The 16090-nt window shown below is 70.3% G+C and carries 19 protein-coding genes; 7 read left to right on the top strand and 12 right to left on the bottom strand.

The window, feature by feature from the left end:
* Positions 1 to 23 precede the first annotated feature (23 nt).
* The 4 genes from NV348_RS26520 to NV348_RS26505 form a co-directional block, all read right to left on the bottom strand.
* Positions 24 to 1130 carry a PDR/VanB family oxidoreductase gene (locus NV348_RS26520; protein ID WP_447149275.1) on the bottom strand — a complete coding sequence of 369 codons (1107 nt, stop codon included), beginning with the start codon at positions 1128 to 1130 and terminating at the stop codon, positions 24 to 26.
* Positions 1127 to 2029, bottom strand: coding sequence for a metal-dependent hydrolase (locus NV348_RS26515; RefSeq protein ID WP_447149274.1), 903 nt, complete (start codon positions 2027 to 2029; stop codon positions 1127 to 1129). The genes NV348_RS26520 and NV348_RS26515 overlap by 4 nt, the downstream gene beginning before the upstream one ends.
* A gap of 132 nt (positions 2030 to 2161) precedes the next feature.
* A complete protein-coding gene (locus NV348_RS26510; protein WP_447149273.1) occupies positions 2162 to 3157 on the bottom strand; it encodes a YdcF family protein in 996 nt (331 codons plus the stop codon).
* A gap of 56 nt (positions 3158 to 3213) precedes the next feature.
* Positions 3214 to 3792, bottom strand: coding sequence for a rhomboid-like protein (locus NV348_RS26505; protein WP_447149272.1), 579 nt, complete (start codon positions 3790 to 3792; stop codon positions 3214 to 3216).
* A gap of 119 nt (positions 3793 to 3911) precedes the next feature.
* Here NV348_RS26505 and NV348_RS26500 point away from each other — a divergent pair, with 119 nt between their 5' ends.
* Positions 3912 to 4664: a DUF72 domain-containing protein gene (locus NV348_RS26500; protein ID WP_447151145.1), complete on the top strand. Its 753-nt coding sequence runs from the start codon at positions 3912 to 3914 to the stop codon at positions 4662 to 4664.
* Positions 4665 to 4717: 53 nt separating this feature from the next.
* Here NV348_RS26500 and NV348_RS26495 read toward each other — a convergent pair whose 3' ends face one another.
* On the bottom strand, positions 4718 to 6751 hold the full coding sequence (locus NV348_RS26495; protein WP_447149271.1) for a CocE/NonD family hydrolase: 2034 nt from the start codon (positions 6749 to 6751) through the stop codon (positions 4718 to 4720).
* Between the two features lie 162 nt (positions 6752 to 6913).
* Here NV348_RS26495 and NV348_RS26490 point away from each other — a divergent pair, with 162 nt between their 5' ends.
* Positions 6914 to 7567 carry a TetR/AcrR family transcriptional regulator gene (locus NV348_RS26490; RefSeq protein ID WP_447149270.1) on the top strand — a complete coding sequence of 218 codons (654 nt, stop codon included), beginning with the start codon at positions 6914 to 6916 and terminating at the stop codon, positions 7565 to 7567.
* Positions 7568 to 7640: 73 nt separating this feature from the next.
* Here NV348_RS26490 and NV348_RS26485 read toward each other — a convergent pair whose 3' ends face one another.
* Positions 7641 to 8561, bottom strand: coding sequence for an alpha/beta fold hydrolase (locus NV348_RS26485; protein WP_447149269.1), 921 nt, complete (start codon positions 8559 to 8561; stop codon positions 7641 to 7643).
* 178 nt (positions 8562 to 8739) lie between these two features.
* Between NV348_RS26485 and NV348_RS26480 the strand changes: the two genes are divergently transcribed.
* Positions 8740 to 9825 carry an S-(hydroxymethyl)mycothiol dehydrogenase gene (locus NV348_RS26480; RefSeq protein WP_447149268.1) on the top strand — a complete coding sequence of 362 codons (1086 nt, stop codon included), beginning with the start codon at positions 8740 to 8742 and terminating at the stop codon, positions 9823 to 9825.
* A complete protein-coding gene (locus NV348_RS26475; RefSeq protein ID WP_447149267.1) occupies positions 9822 to 10448 on the top strand; it encodes an MBL fold metallo-hydrolase in 627 nt (208 codons plus the stop codon). Before NV348_RS26480 ends, NV348_RS26475 begins: the two co-directional genes overlap by 4 nt.
* An 81-nt stretch (positions 10449 to 10529) precedes the next feature.
* On the opposite strand, the gene NV348_RS26470 is transcribed toward NV348_RS26475, so the two are convergent.
* Positions 10530 to 10886 carry a DUF6223 family protein gene (locus NV348_RS26470; protein WP_447149266.1) on the bottom strand — a complete coding sequence of 119 codons (357 nt, stop codon included), beginning with the start codon at positions 10884 to 10886 and terminating at the stop codon, positions 10530 to 10532.
* A 212-nt stretch (positions 10887 to 11098) separates the two neighbouring features.
* Between NV348_RS26470 and NV348_RS26465 the strand changes: the two genes are divergently transcribed.
* The gene (locus NV348_RS26465) at positions 11099 to 12199 is read left to right on the top strand and encodes a sensor histidine kinase (RefSeq protein WP_447149265.1); all 1101 of its coding nucleotides are present in this window, start codon (positions 11099 to 11101) and stop codon (positions 12197 to 12199) included.
* Complete coding sequence (locus NV348_RS26460; RefSeq protein ID WP_447149264.1) at positions 12196 to 12864, top strand: response regulator; 669 nt, start codon at positions 12196 to 12198, stop codon at positions 12862 to 12864. Before NV348_RS26465 ends, NV348_RS26460 begins: the two co-directional genes overlap by 4 nt.
* Before the next feature lie 9 nt (positions 12865 to 12873).
* Here the strand turns inward: NV348_RS26460 and NV348_RS26455 are convergent, their stop codons facing one another.
* The 5 genes from NV348_RS26455 to NV348_RS26435 form a co-directional block, all read right to left on the bottom strand.
* Complete coding sequence (locus tag NV348_RS26455; protein ID WP_447149263.1) at positions 12874 to 13473, bottom strand: methyltransferase family protein; 600 nt, start codon at positions 13471 to 13473, stop codon at positions 12874 to 12876.
* Positions 13474 to 13486: 13 nt separating this feature from the next.
* Positions 13487 to 14149 (bottom strand): cation diffusion facilitator family transporter, encoded by a 663-nt coding sequence (locus tag NV348_RS26450; RefSeq protein ID WP_447149262.1) that lies wholly within the window; start codon positions 14147 to 14149, stop codon positions 13487 to 13489.
* Positions 14149 to 14478, bottom strand: coding sequence for an ArsR/SmtB family transcription factor (locus tag NV348_RS26445; RefSeq protein ID WP_447149261.1), 330 nt, complete (start codon positions 14476 to 14478; stop codon positions 14149 to 14151). The genes NV348_RS26450 and NV348_RS26445 overlap by 1 nt, the downstream gene beginning before the upstream one ends.
* 75 nt (positions 14479 to 14553) lie before the next feature.
* Positions 14554 to 15012 carry an anthrone oxygenase family protein gene (locus NV348_RS26440; RefSeq protein ID WP_447149260.1) on the bottom strand — a complete coding sequence of 153 codons (459 nt, stop codon included), beginning with the start codon at positions 15010 to 15012 and terminating at the stop codon, positions 14554 to 14556.
* A gap of 17 nt (positions 15013 to 15029) precedes the next feature.
* On the bottom strand, positions 15030 to 15422 hold the full coding sequence (locus NV348_RS26435) for a nuclear transport factor 2 family protein (RefSeq protein WP_447149259.1): 393 nt from the start codon (positions 15420 to 15422) through the stop codon (positions 15030 to 15032).
* 77 nt (positions 15423 to 15499) lie between these two features.
* Here NV348_RS26435 and NV348_RS26430 point away from each other — a divergent pair, with 77 nt between their 5' ends.
* Positions 15500 to 16087 (top strand): TetR/AcrR family transcriptional regulator, encoded by a 588-nt coding sequence (locus NV348_RS26430; RefSeq protein ID WP_447149258.1) that lies wholly within the window; start codon positions 15500 to 15502, stop codon positions 16085 to 16087.
* Positions 16088 to 16090: the final 3 nt, after the last annotated feature.

Raw genomic sequence — 16090 nt, 5'->3', positions numbered from 1 at the left:
GACTCCTTGTCCTGGAATCGAACTCACAGGTCGAGCACCAATCGCTCACCGTGCGAACGGGATACGCAGGCGAGCAGCTCGCCCGCGGCATGGTCGGCATCGGAGAGGGTGTTCTCCCGATGGTCGGGCTCGCCCGAGAGCACCCGCACGACGCAGGTGCGGCAGAAGCCCTGCCGGCACGAGTAGGGCTGGTCGGGGCGGGATTCGAGGATGGCGTCGAGCGCGCTGCGGTCGGCGGGCACCTCGATCACGGCGCCGGTGGAGGCGAATTCGATCTCGAAGGCGGTGCCGTCGACGATCGGCGGCGGTGAGAACCGCTCGAAGTGCAGTTCCACGTCGGGCATGGTCCGCACGGCGGCGACGATCGCCGAGGTCATCGGGGTGGGGCCGCAGGCGTAGACCGCCGTGCCCGCCCCGACCTCGGGCAGCAATGCCGCCGCGTCGGGCAGGCCGTGCTCGTCGTCGGTGCGCACGATCACGTGCGCGCCGAAGCTCTCCAGCTCGGCCAGGAACGGGATGGTGTCGCGGGAGCGCCCGGTGTAGACCATCGTCCACGGCACACCGAGCCGATGCGCGAGCCGCGCCATCGGCAGGATCGGCGTGATGCCGATGCCACCGGCGACGAAGTGCAGCCGCCGGGCGGGCGAGCCGTGGCCGGGCACCGCGAACGGGAAGGCGTTGCGCGGGCCGCGCACCACGAATCGGGTGCCCACCGGCAGTTCGTCGTGCACCTCGCGCGAACCACCGCCGCCGTCGGGGATACGGCGCACCGCGATCCGGTAGGCGCGGTCGTCGGCGGGGTCGCCGCACAGCGAGTACTGGCGCAGCAGGCCGGAGGGGAGCTCGAGGTCCAGGTGCGCGCCCGGGCGCCACGCGGGCAGCACCCGGCCGTCCGGCGCCTCCAGGCGCAGGCTCACCACGTCCTGGTCGTGCGCCACGATCCGGCGCTCGGTCACGACCACCGGGAATCGGCGATCGTCGACGCGCGGGCGCAGGTCACGACGATTGACCAGGGCGCTCCAGCGCAGCCGGGCGGTGGCGATCGCGTCGAGTACCCGGGTGCCGGGATCGTGGCGATGCTTGCCGTAGAGGTCGCCGGGTAGTGCCCGCGGCACGTCGCGCACGGTCATGAGGCCGCCGCTCGCGCCGCGGGCGACTGCGCGAGATAGGCGACGGCCTGCGCGGTCGAGCCGACGTTCTCCGGGCTATAGCCGGGTTGGAAGGTCGACAGCGCGCTGATCAGCAGCGACGGGATGCCCGGCAACGCGCCGCGCCACATCGCGCCCAGGACCGAGGCGATCACCCGCGGGTACCCGTGGTCGGGCAGCTGCGGATCCTGCTGCACCAGGAACTTCGCCCCACGCACCAACAGCGCGATGAAGATCGGGAACACCAGCATCATCGAGGCGCAGCGGCGCACGTAGCCGACGCCGAAGTACTCGGCGACATCATGGGCGACGTTGCGGTGCTCGACCTCCTCGGCGCCGTGCCAGCGGAACAGGTCGGCCATGCGCGGGTCGGCGCCGAACTTCTCCAGGTCGGCGTTGATCACCCAGTCGCCGAGCCAGGCGAAGAAATGCTCGAGGCAGGCGATGAACGCGAGCCGTTCGATCAGCATCTGCCGTCCGGCGCGGTCGTCACCGCCGCGCGGGCCCAGCGTCTTGCGGAACAGGTATTCCATCTGCCGCACATAGGGGCCCGCGTCGATGCCGTTGGCGGTGAGCACGTCGCGCAGGACCTTCTCGTGGGTCTCGGCGTGCATCGATTCCTGCCCGATGAAACCGAGCATGTCCTCGCGCAGCTTCTCGTCCTTCACGTAGGCCAGCGCCTCGCGATAGGTCACGATGAACATGCGCTCACCCTCGGGCAACAACATGTTCAGCGCGCTGATCAGGTGTGATGCGTACGGCTCGGCCGACATCCACTGCAGATCGACATCGGACCAGTCGAAGGTCACGTTGCGGGCATGCAGGGCGACCTTGCCGGGATCGACCTCCGGTCGCCGCGCAGCCCGGCGAAGTAGCTTCATCGGTACTCCTCGTCCTACCGCGCGTTGCTCGGTCGAGCGCCGGGCGCCACGGTGCGCCGGTCGTGCGGTAAGGAAATGATACATGTACGTAGTATTTGAGGTAACACCTATTTTCCAGCGATTTCGCCGAAATCAGGACACGAGCAGCACCACAACCGGGAGCGCGACCACTACCGCGCAGACGGCGATATTGAGCCGCTTGTGCTCGGCGAGGACGCCGACGTACTCGCGCAAGATCGCGCTGGGCAGGTAGTAGTGAGCCGTCGGCGCGCCGACCGCCTGGGCATCGATGCCGACCGAGCGGGCGAGCAGCGCGGTGCGCAGCACATGGAAATTGCTGGTGACCAGCAGAATGTCACGCTCGATCCCCTGCCGGGCCAGCAACTCCCTGCTGAACAGCAGGTTCTCCCTGGTGGTCGTCGACCGATCCTCGGGCAGCACGTCCTGGGCGGGCACGCCGTGTTCGGCGAGGTAGGCGCTCATCGCGGCGGCCTCGGAGACCTTCTCGTCGGAACCCTTGCCGCCGCTGGGCACCAGCAGCGGGGTGCGCCCGCGCGCCCGATCGGCATGCCAGATGCCCAGCGCCCGGTCCAGCCTGCTCGCCAGCAGCGGCGGCACCCGGTCGCCCAGCAGTCCCGCGCCGTGCACGACTATCGCGGCGGCGCCGTCGGTGCGCGTGGCCATGCCGTAGACCACCGAGTACAGCAGGAACGCCACCAGCACGAAGCCCAGGTAGGCGGCCACGAGGACAACGGCGAGCAGCACCACGCCGAGCGCCTCCCACTCCGCGACCACGGCCACCACCAGCAGCACGTACGGCACGAGCAACACGACACCGAGGCCGAGCGAGAGCAGGTTGGCCACCCGCACGCCCTCCCGGCGCAACATCACCACCCCGTTGAGCATCAGCAAACCCGCCAGTACCAGCACGAGCAGCGGCGACAGGGCCAGCGCCAGCGCGAGCAGCACGTCCGGCCCCGCCCCTTCCGCACCGGAGGTCACGAGCGCCCCACCCGCGCAGAGCAGCCCGAGCAGCAACAGCACCCCGTTGCCGAACCGGCGCCGCTCCTGACGGAAACGCAGCGCGAAGACCCCGAGCAGAACCACACCGAGCACCAGCACGATCACCGGGCCAGCCTATCCGGCTACCGACAGGCAACCCACGTGGTGCGGGCGTGCGGTGCTCACCCGGGCGCGGTGCGGTGCCGGAACCGGCGCAGCGGGACTCCCGGGTCCCGGGCACCGCCGCGTCCCCGGGTGAGCGGATAGCACGCGAAGCCGATGGCGGCGGCGCTCGCGTGCCCGACATCGGTGAACGTGCGATGCACGAAGACCGGCGGCAGCACGACCGCCAGCACGCCCAGGATGTAGAGCCACCGCCACGGCGGCACCAGCCGATAGGCCAGCACCGCCGCGACGCCGGCCAGCGCGTAGCTGACGCCCATGTCCAGGGTGTACATCGCCCGCGCGGGCGCGTCGTCGTTGCGGATCGCCCACAGCAGCACGGCGTAGGCGAACCAACCGCTCCCGTCGGTCCAGAACGCGCTGCCGATCAGAACCCGGATGGGGTCCTCGGCGAGATGGTGCAGATTGGTCGACCGGTGGCCCAGCCACTCGCGGGCCTCGCTGTCCGGCAGTTGCCGGATGATCGCCGTGGTCACCGCCAGCGCGGCCAGCCACAGATAGGTCCCCGGCGCGCTGCGGACCCATCGCCGGACCGCCACCGCGCCGGTTCGAGCCCGCCCGCTGCCAGCTGCGCTCACCGCCTCAGTGTGCCGGATCTCCCCGGGACCACAATGGGAGGCACGAAGGCCGTTTCCGCGCGCGATGCCCGGGTAGTCGCCGGAGACAGGCGCCGCCGAGCGAGGGGCAGGTGAGTGACGTGATCCGGGTCGGCACCTCCGGCTGGCAATACCGAGACTGGCGCGGTGTGCTGTATCCGGACGGCCTGCCGATGCGGTGCTGGCTCGAGCACTACGCCGACGCGTTCGCCACGGTCGAATCGAACAATGCCTTCTACCGGCTGCCGAGCCGGGAGACCTTCGCCGCCTGGCGGGAGCGGACCCCGTCCGACTTCCTGGTCGCGGTGAAGGCCAGTCGCTACCTCACCCATATCAAACGCTTGCGCGAGCCACAGGAACCGGTGCGGCGTCTGCTCGACCGGGCCGACGGGCTCGGCGACCGACTCGGCCCGATCCTGCTGCAACTGCCGCCGACCCTGCGCGCGGATCCCGCACTGCTCGACGACTGCCTGCGCTGCTTCCCCGACTCGGTTCGCGTCGCGGTCGAGCCGCGGCACGAGTCGTGGTGGACCGACGAGATCCGGACGGTCCTGGAATCCCGGAACGCGGCGCTGGCCCTGGCCGATCGCGACTCCAGGCCGGTCACCCCGCTGTGGCGGACCACGACCTGGGCCTATCTGCGCCTGCACGCCGGACGCGCTTCTCCCCCACCGCATTACGGTCGCCGAGCGCTGGCGAGCTGGCTGGATCGGCTGCTCGACACCTGGTCTGACCACGCCGACATCTACGTCTACTTCAACAACGACCACGCCGGTGCGGCGGTCGAGGACGCCGTCACCTTCGCCCACCTCGCCGCCGCGGCGGGCGCGCGGGTCACCCGGGTGCCCGGGTAGCGACAACGAAGCACCCCCGCCTCGGCCTCGAGACGGGGGTGCGTCGGCGGAGATCACCAGCCGGGGTCGGTATCCAGCGGGACGTTGATCCAGCTCGGGCGAGCGGGGTCGAGTTCGAGGTGCTGGGTGCGCAGGCCGCTCTCGTTCAGCAACGGCCGCAACGGGATTCCGCTGGGGAAGTTGCTCGCGAACACGTCGATCCGCAGGCGGTGTCCCGGCAGCAGGACGCCGTCGGTGGCGCGGATGCCGATGTCGATCGTGGTCGGCTCGCCCGGGACGACCGGCTGCCGGGTGTCCAGGGTGAGGAACGGGTACGGGTCGGTGTAGTCGCCGTTGGGCGAGCGGGTCGACTTGGCGTCGTCGACCTTGCGCAGCGAGGCCATCAGCTGGCCCTGCGACCAGACCGTCGAACGGCCGTCGGGCGCAACGTCGTTCACCGTGACGGTCCAGTACCCGTCGGTCGCGTCGAGCACCGTGTTCAAGTGCGCGGCGATCGCGCCGGAGATTCGGGTCGGCTGGGTGACCGGTGCGGTGGTGAAGGTCAGCGCCGCGCCCTCACTGATCCGCGCGTCCTTGGCGCACACATCCGGCAGCGGGATCAGACCCGCCGTGCCCTGCGCGGCATCACGCGAGCAGATGGTGGTCAGGCTCGGATCGACCGAGACCCGCTGCGCCGCACCGGGCGCGCCGACGAGGCTGCCGTCGAACCTGGCGCCCGGCGCCGAACCGGACGACGCGGGGTCGAGGTACATCCGCCGGTACTGCATTCCGGGCCGCGGGAAGGCGACGTCGGTGGTCCACTGCTCACTGCCCTGCTGCCACAGGGTGACCGGCTCGTAGCGGTCGATACCGTTGTCGATGCCCTTGAGCCACTTGTCGAACCACGCGCGCTGCAACGACTCCAGCGGCGCGGGCGCACCGGCCTGGCCGAGGCCCGAGCTCACGGTCACGTGGTAGACGTTGCCCATGACGAGCTTCTTCTGCTCGGCGGGCACATCGACGGCGTTGTAGATGCGCGGGGTCGAGTAGGTGAAGATGTCGTGCCAGCCGCCGTAGAGGAAGGTCGGCACCTGCACCTGGTCCGGCTGTCCCACCCAGGCGGTGCGCAGCGGGCTCTCGTCGTCGAGGATGGTCGCCATCTCCGGCGGGATCTGGTCCACGCTCGGCGTGGTCAGGGCCGCGATCAGCACATTGAAGAAGGTGAACGGATCACGGATCCGGTCGCCCAGCCAGGTCCAGTCGAACTTGCCGGTCAGGATCGACACCATGTCCGGCAGCAGCTTCGCGCCGTCGACGGCGAGCAGCCACGGCGGGATGAAGCCGACGCCGAGCGCACCGCCGGGCGCGGCGACGTCGCGGATCAGGTCGCTGCCGGGCACGATCGGGAAGATCGCCTCGAGCGCGGCGGGATGGCGCTGCGCGGTGTGGAGCTGGTTGATCCCCGAGTAGGAGATGCCACTCATCCCGATCTTGCCGTTGGACCAGCCTTGTGCGGCCGCCCAGTCGACGACCTCGACGCCGTCGAGCTGTTCGCGTTCGCCGAACACCTGCCAGGTGCCCTGCGAGAACCCGGTGCCGCGCACATCGACGACCACCTGCGTGTAGCCGCCGCGGATCAGATTCCGGTCGACACCGAACGTGCGGGCGGCGCCGCCGGGCAGCGCCTTCATCATGTCGCTGAGGCTGCTGAAGCCGAACGCCGAGAAGTCCAGGTTCTGCAGGATCGGCATGAGCACGTCCGACAGGCCGGGTACCGCGAGCGCCGAGTCGGCGACGTTGGACACCAGCTTCGTGTACGGCGTCATGTTGACGATCGTGGGCGTCGGCTCGGTGATCGGCTGACCGTCGGCGCCGGCCGGGTGATAGACGTTGGCTTTCAATACCGTTCCGTCACTCATCGTGATCGGCACGTCCCACTCGATGAAGACGTTCGGGTACTGCTGCGGGCCGTTGTGGGTGGCGACGAACTGTGCGTCCAGTCCCCCGTTGGCCGGCAGCGCCTGGCCGACCGGGGCCGACGCGACAGCGCCCACGAACACGACGACGGATGCGACCAGCGCGGCAAGTCGCCCTCGATTGTTGATCATGCTTCGGTCTCAGCCCTCCACCATCGGGAACCACGACGTTCCCGTACCGGGAAGTAACGTAGCCTGCGTCACGTTCGATCGCAAGAACATGTTCTCGGCCCATTCCCCGCAACGACCAACCGCCGCGCCGACCCCCACGGGCCACCTGACAGAATCGATGGCGTGAACGCGCCCGATATCGATGCCGACGGACGCCGGTACCGCGGCGCCGCACCAGGGCAGCGCCAGCAGGAGCGCCGCGCCCGGCTGATCGAGGCGGCCACCGAAGCCTTCGGCACCGACGGCTACCGCAACACCACCGTCACCACCATCTGCGCCGCGGCCGGCGTCGGGAAGCGGTACTTCTACGAATCCTTCACCGACAGCGAGGACCTGCTGCTCGAGGTGTATCGCGAGGTCACCGCGCGGATGCTGGAGGCGATCCACGTCGGCATCGGCGACGTCGACGCCGACATCGACACGAGGGTGCGGACCACGCTCACGGCGTACTTCCAGCTCATCCTCGACGACCCCCGCGTGCCCCGGATCGCCTTCTTCGAGATCCTCGGCGTGAGCCCGACCGTCGACCGCGCCTACCACGACGTGCTCGACGCACTGGTCGACATCTGCCTGGCGCTGTTGACGCCGTATGTGGACCTGGACTCCTATCCCGCGCCGAGCGCGCGGATGGTGGTCCTCGGATTGGTCGGCGCGATCCTGATCATCGCCCAGAAATGGGTGCTCGACGAGTATCGCCAGCCGCTGGCCGATGTCGTCGACAGCGGTTGCCTGGTGGTCGGCGCGGTACTGGACCGGATCAGCGCGGACGCCGAATAGGTGTGCCCTGGAGCGCTTTCCGGGCGCCGATGCCGTCGAGCAGGGCGGTGCGGGTTTCGTCGTGCGCGCCGGGTCAGCCGATCCCGGCGGTGAAGGCGGTGAACCGCTCGGCGATGCGGTCGGGGTACTCGCCGTTGATCGCGTGCGACGCGTCGGGCCATACCTCGACCTGGGCGCCGGGGATCAGGCGCGCGGTGGCGGCGGCCCGGTCGGCGTCGTGCACGATGGAGCGGCCGGCGAACAGGGCGAGAACCGGGACCGCGAGAGCGCGCAGCTGGTCCTCGGTGGGGCGCGGGAGCAGGGGCTGGGCGCCGCGGTAGTCCGTCATCCCGGCGGCGATCAGCCTGCCCTCGGGAATCGAGTCGTCGACCGGAACGCCGCCGGAGATCCAGCCGAGCAATCGGTTTCGCAGCCTGGTGGGCATGGCGGGGATCGCGCTGCCCAGCGAGACGACGATCATCTTCCAGCTCAGCCGGGCGAAGGTGTTGGCCGGATCGAGCAGGGTGATCGAGGCGACGCGCTCCGGACGATGCAGCGCGGTCTGCACGGCCAGGTTCGCGCCGATGCTGACACCGAGCAGGTGGGCCCGCCGAACACCCAGTCCCACCAGTGTTTCGGCGACCCAGGTCGCCTGATCCGGTCCGTCGGTCAGCGCCGCGGTCTGCCCGCTCGCGCCCGGCTCGCCGACGCTGTCCACCGACCAGACCGTGCGCCGCGCCATCAGACCCGGCAGGTTGGTGGCCCACATCGGGGTCGACGCCTGGCGGCCGGCCAGCAGGATCACGGGGGTGTCGCCGCCCGGACCGAACCGGTAGGCACGCACCGGACCGAACGAGGTCGGTACCGCGGCGATGGCGTCGGGTGGCGGTAGTCGCGCCATACCGGCGCGGTAGGCGGCGGCGAAGTGCTCGAAGCTCGCCCGGTCGGTGAAGTACCCGACCTTGTCCGCTGGTCGGCCGATCGTGGGATCAAGGAACAACTCGTCCGCGGCCATGTCGCCGAGCGTAGACCGCTGACCTGAACGAATCCCGCAGTCGCGATCGGCACGTCAGCCAGCCGGTCAGCGACCCCGCAGCAGGGCGACGAGGACCGGGCGGATCCTACCCATCCCGATGTGATCCGCCGCCGGACCCCGCTAGCGTTGACGGCGACGTCAACCTAGGAGGTCCCGCATGCCCGACACCGTCCGCGGAGTCATCGCCCGCGCGAAGAACGCGCCGGTCGAAACCGTCGACATCGTGATTCCCGATCCCGGGCCGCACGATGTGGTCGTCCGCGTCCAGGCATGCGGGGTCTGCCACACCGACCTGCACTACCGCGAGGGCGGGATCAACGACGAGTTCCCGTTCCTGCTCGGCCACGAGGCGGCGGGCGTCGTCGAGTCGGTCGGTGCGGCGGTCACCCATGTCGCCGAGGGCGATTTCGTCGTCCTGAACTGGCGCGCGGTCTGCGGCGAATGCCGGGCGTGCCGGCGCGGTCGCCCCTGGTACTGCTTCGACACCCACAACGCCAGCACGCCGATGACGCTCACCGACGGCACGCCGCTCACCCCGGCGCTCGGCGTCGGCGCGTTCGCCGACAAGACCCTCGTGCACGAAAAGCAGTGCACCAAGGTCGATCCCGAGGCCGATCCGGCGGTGGCCGGACTGCTCGGCTGCGGCGTGATGGCGGGCATCGGCGCGGCGGTGAACACCGGCGCGGTCTCGCGTGGCGACAGTGTCGCGGTGATCGGCTGCGGCGGCGTCGGTGACGCGGCCATCGCCGGCGCCTACCTCGCCGGCGCAGGCACGATCATCGCGATCGACCGCGACCCGCGAAAGCTGGAGTGGGCCAAGGACTTCGGTGCCACCCACACCATCGACGCGAGCACCGCCGATGTGGTCGAGCAGATCAAGGAGCTCACCGACGGTTTCGGCGCCGACGTGGTGATCGACGCCGTCGGGCGCCCGGAGACCTGGAAGCAGGCGTTCTACGGTCGCGACCTCGCCGGCACCGTGGTGCTGGTCGGCGTCCCGACCCCGGACATGACCCTCGATATGCCGCTGATCGATCTGTTCTCGCACGGCGGCGCGCTGAAGTCGTCCTGGTACGGCGACTGCCTGCCCGAACGCGACTTCCCGATGCTCATCGATCTGCACCGCCAGGGCAGGCTGCCGCTGGATCGCTTCGTCACCGAGCGCATCGGCGTCGACGAGGTCGAGCAGGCGTTCGCCGCCATGGGCGCGGGCAAGGTGCTGCGCTCGGTGGTGGTCTGGTGAGTGCCCGCATCGAGAAGGTCGTCACCTCGGGCACGTTCGCGCTCGACGGCGGCACCTGGGACGTCGACAACAATGTGTGGCTGATCGGGGACGACACCGAGGTGCTGATCGTCGACGCCGCCCACGACGCCGACGCCATCGCCGCCGCGGTCGGTTCCCGGCACGTCACCGCCATCCTGTGCACGCACGGCCACAACGACCACGTGACGGTCGCGCCGGAGCTGTCCGAGCGCCTCGACGCCCCGGTCCTGCTGCACCCCGGCGACGAGCCGCTGTGGCGGATGACCCACCCCGACGCCGCCTACCGCTCACTGGCCGACACCAGCCGAATCACGGTGGCGGGCACCGATATCGACCTGCTGCACACCCCCGGCCACTCCCCCGGCTCGGTCTCGCTGTACCTGCCGGAACTGGCGGCCCTGTTCACCGGCGACACCCTGTTCGCGGGCGGACCCGGCGCCACCGGCCGCTCCTTCTCCGATTTCGACACCATCATCGATTCCATCCGCGACCGGCTGTTCGCCCTCCCGGACGACACCACGGTGCACACCGGCCACGGCCCTGACACCGCGATCGGGACCGAACGTCCCGCGCTCGCGGACTGGATCGCCCGCGGCCACTGAGCTCGCCGGGGGTGTCCGCCGCCTCGGTCGGCGGGCACTCCCGGTCGCTCGAATTCTTCAGCGCCGCAGTTCGATCGACGGTCAGCCGATTCGGCGAACGCGGACCAGCGCCAGACCGCCCAGCGCCGCGCCCAGGGCGCCGAGCACGAAGGCGATATACCCGCCCGCGATCCCGTTGCCGGTGCCGAGACCACCGTCGGCGGTGACGACGACGAACGCCCCCACGACAGCGGCGACCACCCCGGCACCCACCGCGATCGCGGCCCGGAGGCTCGACGGCCGCGCCAGCGCGAAGCCGCCCAGGACGGCCCCGAACAGGGCGAGGAACGCGGCCGAGGTCGCGATCGCGCGGTCGGCGGTCAAGCCGTAGGCGTCCGCGACGAGACCCGCGGCGAGGACGGTGCCGACGGCAGCGGTGAGGTGACGGAAAGACGACATGGCGTGCTCCTTCGATCTGCTGGGTACCGCTCGATCATCGGCCGACGCCCCGGGTCCGGTCGTCGTGCGACCGTGGACAATCCGCACTGCCGCACCCGCGGTAGCGGCTACCGCCGAGGCGGTAGCACCAGCGTGGATACCGCGGGCGCGGTAGTCACGGGATCATCCCGCCGCCGGACTCCCCGCGCCGCGGATCCGGCTAGGGTGCAGACATGGGCAGGGCATGGATCGGCGACTGGGCGATCGCGGTCGGCGTGGCGGCCGTACTGCTGGTCACCGCGCTGACCCGGCAGCCGTCCCCGGCCGAGCTGCGACCACTCGGCTACACGCTGCTGGTCGCCGGTGGACTGGCGCTGGCGGCGCGACGCCGGGCGCCGATAGCCGTGCTGGTGGCGACCGGGGCGTGTGCGCTGGGGTCCCAGGCGGTCGGGTTCGACGTGCCGGCCGTCGCGTTCCTGTTCGCGGTGTACTTCGCCATGCGCGCGGGCCACCGCTGGGTGACCCTGGCGGCATCGGTGCTGCTCCTGGCGACCCTTCCGTTCGCCGCGATGATCTCCCTGCACGACACCGCCGCCGCGCTCGCCCGGTCGCGCGACGCGCTCGAGATCGCCTGGCTGATCGCGGCGGCCGCGGCCGGTGAAGCGCTGCGGCAGGCCGAGCGCCGCGCCGACGAGGCCGAACGCACGCGGGAGGAGACCGCGCGCCGCCGCGCCGACGAGGAGCGCCTGCACATCGCCAGGGAACTGCACGATTCGCTCACCCACCAGATCTCGGTGATCAAGGTCCAGTCCGAGGCGGCCGTCCATGTGGCGCGCAAGCGCGGCGAGCAGGTGCCCGAGGCGCTGCTCGCCATCCGGGAGGCGGGGCGCGAGGCGGCCCGCGAACTGCGGGCGACGCTGGAAGCGCTGCGCGACGACGGTGCGCCTCGGCCGGGTCTGGACCACGTCGCCGAACTGGTCGAGCGAGTGCGGCTTTCGGGTGTGGACGCGACGCTGACCATCGAGGGCACGCGCACCGACGTCCCCGCCGCGGTCGACCGGACCGCCTACCGGATCGTGCAGGAATCGCTCACCAATGTCACCCGCCACGCGAACGCGGACACGGCCTCGGTGCGCATCGACTACGGCATCGACACCCTCGTGGTCGACGTGGCGGACGACGGCCGCGCCACCCCCACCACCACGCCGCTGCCCGGCGTCGGCCTGCTCGGGATGCGCGAGCGGGTGACCGCCCTCGGTGGGCACCTGCGTGCCGCGCCGCGTGCCGGCGGCGGCTTCGCCGTGCATGCCGAATTGCCGGTGGTGCGACCATGATTCGAGTTCTGCTGGTCGACGACCAGCCACTCATCCGCAGCGGATTCCGCGCACTGCTCGAGATCGAGGACGATATCGAGGTCGTCGCCGAGGCGGCCGACGGGCGCGAAGGCGTCGACCTGGCCCGGCGGCACCTGCCCGATATCGCCCTCGTCGACATCCAGATGCCGATCGTCGACGGCATCGAAGCGACCCGCCGCATCGCGGCCGACCCGGCACTGGCCGCGGTGCACGTCGTCATCCTGACCAACTACGGCCTCGACGAATACGTCTTCGACGCACTGCGCGCGGGCGCGGCGGGCTTCCTCGTCAAGGACATCGAGCCCGAGGACTTCCTGCACGCGATCCGGGTGGCCGCCCGCGGCGACGCCCTGCTCGCTCCCTCGATCACCCGCCGCCTCATCGCCCGCTATGTCACCCAGCCACCGCACCCGCCTGTCACAGATTCGGCGCTGCACGAACTCACCACCCGCGAACGCGAAGCCGTCGCCCTGGCCGCCCACGGCCTGTCCAACGACGAGATCGCGGCGCACATGGTGATCAGCCCGCACACCGCCAAGACCCATATCAACCGCGCGATGACCAAACTCCACGCCCGCGACCGCGCCCAACTCGTCGTCGTCGCCTACGAATCCGGGTTGGTCACACCGCGGGCGCGACCGTGAGGGCGGCCGCTACCGTCCGATTCCCGGCACGAATCTGCCTGTCGTAGCGCAGTACTGGCGATAGTCGGCGCCGTGCACGCGCCCCAGGTATGGCTCCTCCACCACCCGGACCTGCACCTCGATCGTCACCAGCAGCAGGACGAACGCCGCCAGGGCGACGACATTCGGGATGATCAGCGCGATCCCCGCCGCGAAGACGAGCATCGCGGTGAAGATCGGGTTGCGGACCAGAGCGAACACGCCAGTGTGCACCAGAGCCGTCGTCTCACTGACATCGACGCCGATGCGCCAGGATTCGCCCATCTGGTTCTGGGCGACGAGGGTAGCGCCGATGCCGACGACGGCCAGCACGATGCCGATCAGCTGAATCGCTGTGGCGGTGAGGAATTCGATCGGCGCCAGGACATCGGTCAGCTGGAGCACCGCCCCGGCGAGGCCGACGACGATCGCCGCGACGAAGCCGATCCCGGCCAGCCACTCGAGCGAGCCGGGGCGGCCGCTGATGCCACGGAACCCGGTCGAGCCGGTCGTTCGATACTGCCGCCAGCTGCGCCAGCCGAATCCGAGCGCGCCGAAGATCACGTACAGGACCAGTGCCGTTGCCGCCATCGCTGTTCTCCCCTCATCCGTCACAGCAGTCGCGAGCACCGATCGGCGGTGTCGCACAACAGGTGTCGCCCCGCCAGGCATTGCGCCCTTCCTTGACCGCGATGACCGCGATCACCAGCGCGGCGATCGGGTCGGCCCACGACCAGCCGAGCAGCGCGTTGAGTACCAGCCCGACCAGCAGCACCGCCGACAGATAGGTGCACAGCATGGTCTGCTGGGAGTCGGCCACCGCCGATGACGACCCGAGTTCGCGGCCCGCCCGGCGTTGGGCGGTCGACAGCACCGGCATGATCACCAGACTCAGTGCCGCCAAGGCGATGCCGACCGGCGAGTGCCGCGCGTCGTCCGCGCCGGTCAGCGCCCGGATCGCGTCGACGGTGATATAGGCGGCCAGCGCGAAGAACGAGAACGCGATGATCCGCAGCGCGACCTTCTCCCGCGCGTGCGGATCCCGGCCGGCGAACTGCCACGCCACCGCCACCGCGGACGACACCTCGATCACCGAATCGAGCCCGAACCCGATCAACGCCGTCGAGGACACGCGCGCGCCTTCGGTCAGCGCGATGCTCGCCTCGACGACGTTGTAGGTGATCGTCGCCGCCACCAGCCATCGGATCCGGGTCGAGAGGACCCGGCGCCGATCCGGCAGCGGCAGCGGCACCCCGAGATCCGCCATCAGCAGCAGTCCTGCGTCGCGGCCGCCGGGCAGCAGGCCGGATCGACCGCGAGCACCAGCCCGACCAGGTCGTCGAGCGCACGCCCGATGCGGGGGTCGGCCAGTTCGTATCGGCTGCGCCTGCCCTCGGGCACGGCGACGACCAGGCCACAGCCGCGCAGGCAGGCCAGATGGTTCGACAGGATCTGCCGCGATACCCCGATCTGGTCGGCCAGGTCCGACGGATATCCGGGCGCGGAGCGCAGGCTCAACAGGATCCGCGTCCGGGTGGGGTCCGACAGCGCGTACCCGAATCGGGACAGGGCGTCGCCGTGCATCGCGGTGCTCATAGGTCGAATAATACAGCTCATTCTGTATTCAGAAAAGGATGTATCAATCCGACCCGACTCCACACCGGAACAGCCCTAGTCGCCCGGCTGCCGCAGCCCCACAACGAGAGCGATGACCAGCGCGAACGCCGCGAACGCCGTTCCGGTGCGCAGGAAGTGGAACAGATCCCAGCGGGTGAGGATCGCGGCGTAGTCGGCCGGCGCCCCGGCGGTCACCCACTCGTTGATCCGGTGATTGATCGGGACATTGCCCCAGCGGGTGATCAGGAACGAGGCGACCACCAGCACGGTGGCGACCGCGGCGACGACCCTGCGCCGACCGGCCGAGCGGACCGCGAGGGCCAGACAGCTCAGCGCGGCGGCGGCCATCGTGGCCTGCATGCTGATGCTGTTGTTGCGCATGAGTTCGGTATGGAATTCCAAGCGCAGTTGCAGCGGCACGCGATGGAAGGTCGGCACCAGATTGGCGGCACCGTAGCCGAAGGCCCCGGCGAGCAGACCGGTCGTGAACAGGGCGAGCGAGCGGACGAGCACGGATTCTCCTCCGCCGGTCACGCGGCCGTGATGGCGCGGGTGAGCTGATCGGCACGACGGAGTTTGCCGTCCGGGGTGAACTCACCGAACAGGAAGACCTCCGTGGCCACGGTCCCGGTGGTGCGCATCGTGGCGTGAATGGTCAGGCGGGCCGCCATCCGGGCACCGTCCGCGATCACCTCGTGCACCTCGAATCGATAGTCGCGCAGGTTCTTTCGCACCGGGCGCAGGTGCGCGATCAGCCGGTCGCGGTCGAGCCGGATCCCGTCGGCGATCTGGACCACCTCGGGTGCGTGGAACCGGTCGATAACCTCGGCGGGATCAGCGTCGGCATCGAGGGCCGCGGCGGTGAATTCGGTGAAGAAATCGGCGATGAACTGCTCGGGCGAGCGGGGCGATGCGGGGTCCATGACACTCCAGCCGTAGAATTCTTACAGAGATGTAAAGGTTAAGCGCGATCAGGCAACTTTGACAAGGGTGTAAGACTTTGACCGGACCACGGGAACCGAAGCGGCGCGCCGACGCCACCCGCAGCCGGGCGGCGGTCCTCGACGCCGCCACCCGCCTGCTCGCCACCCAGCCGGACGCCGGCATGGCCGCCATCGCCGCCGAGGCGGGCGTGACTCGGCAGACCGTCTACGCCCACTTCGCCTCGCGCGAGGACCTGATCAACGCGGTCGTCGACCGCACGACCAGCCGCGCCGCCGAGGCCATGCGGGCCGCGGATCTCGACAGCGGCCCGGCCACCGCCGCCCTGCTCCGCATGCTCGACGTGGGCTGGCAGTTCTTCCGCGTCTCCCCGCTGGCCCACCACGTCGGCGCGTTCGCCCGGCAACGCGACGAGGACCGCCAGCTCCCCATCAACGACCGCCTGCTCCGCTTGCTCACCCGCGGTCAGCACGTGGGCGAATTCACCGACGCGGTCACCCCGCAGTGGCTCGTCACGGCGATCGTCGCGGTCAGCCACGCGGCGGGCGACGAGGTCAGAGCGGGCCGGATGACCCTGCCGGCAGCACAGACGGTCTTGCGCGACAGCGTTCTCCGCCTCGTCGGCGCAAGCCTCGACACGCCGTAAAGC

Source organism: Nocardia fodinahabitans (genome assembly GCF_052983615.1).
Note: the sequence above shows the minus strand (reverse complement) of the source record. Positions and strands in the feature narration are given on the sequence as shown.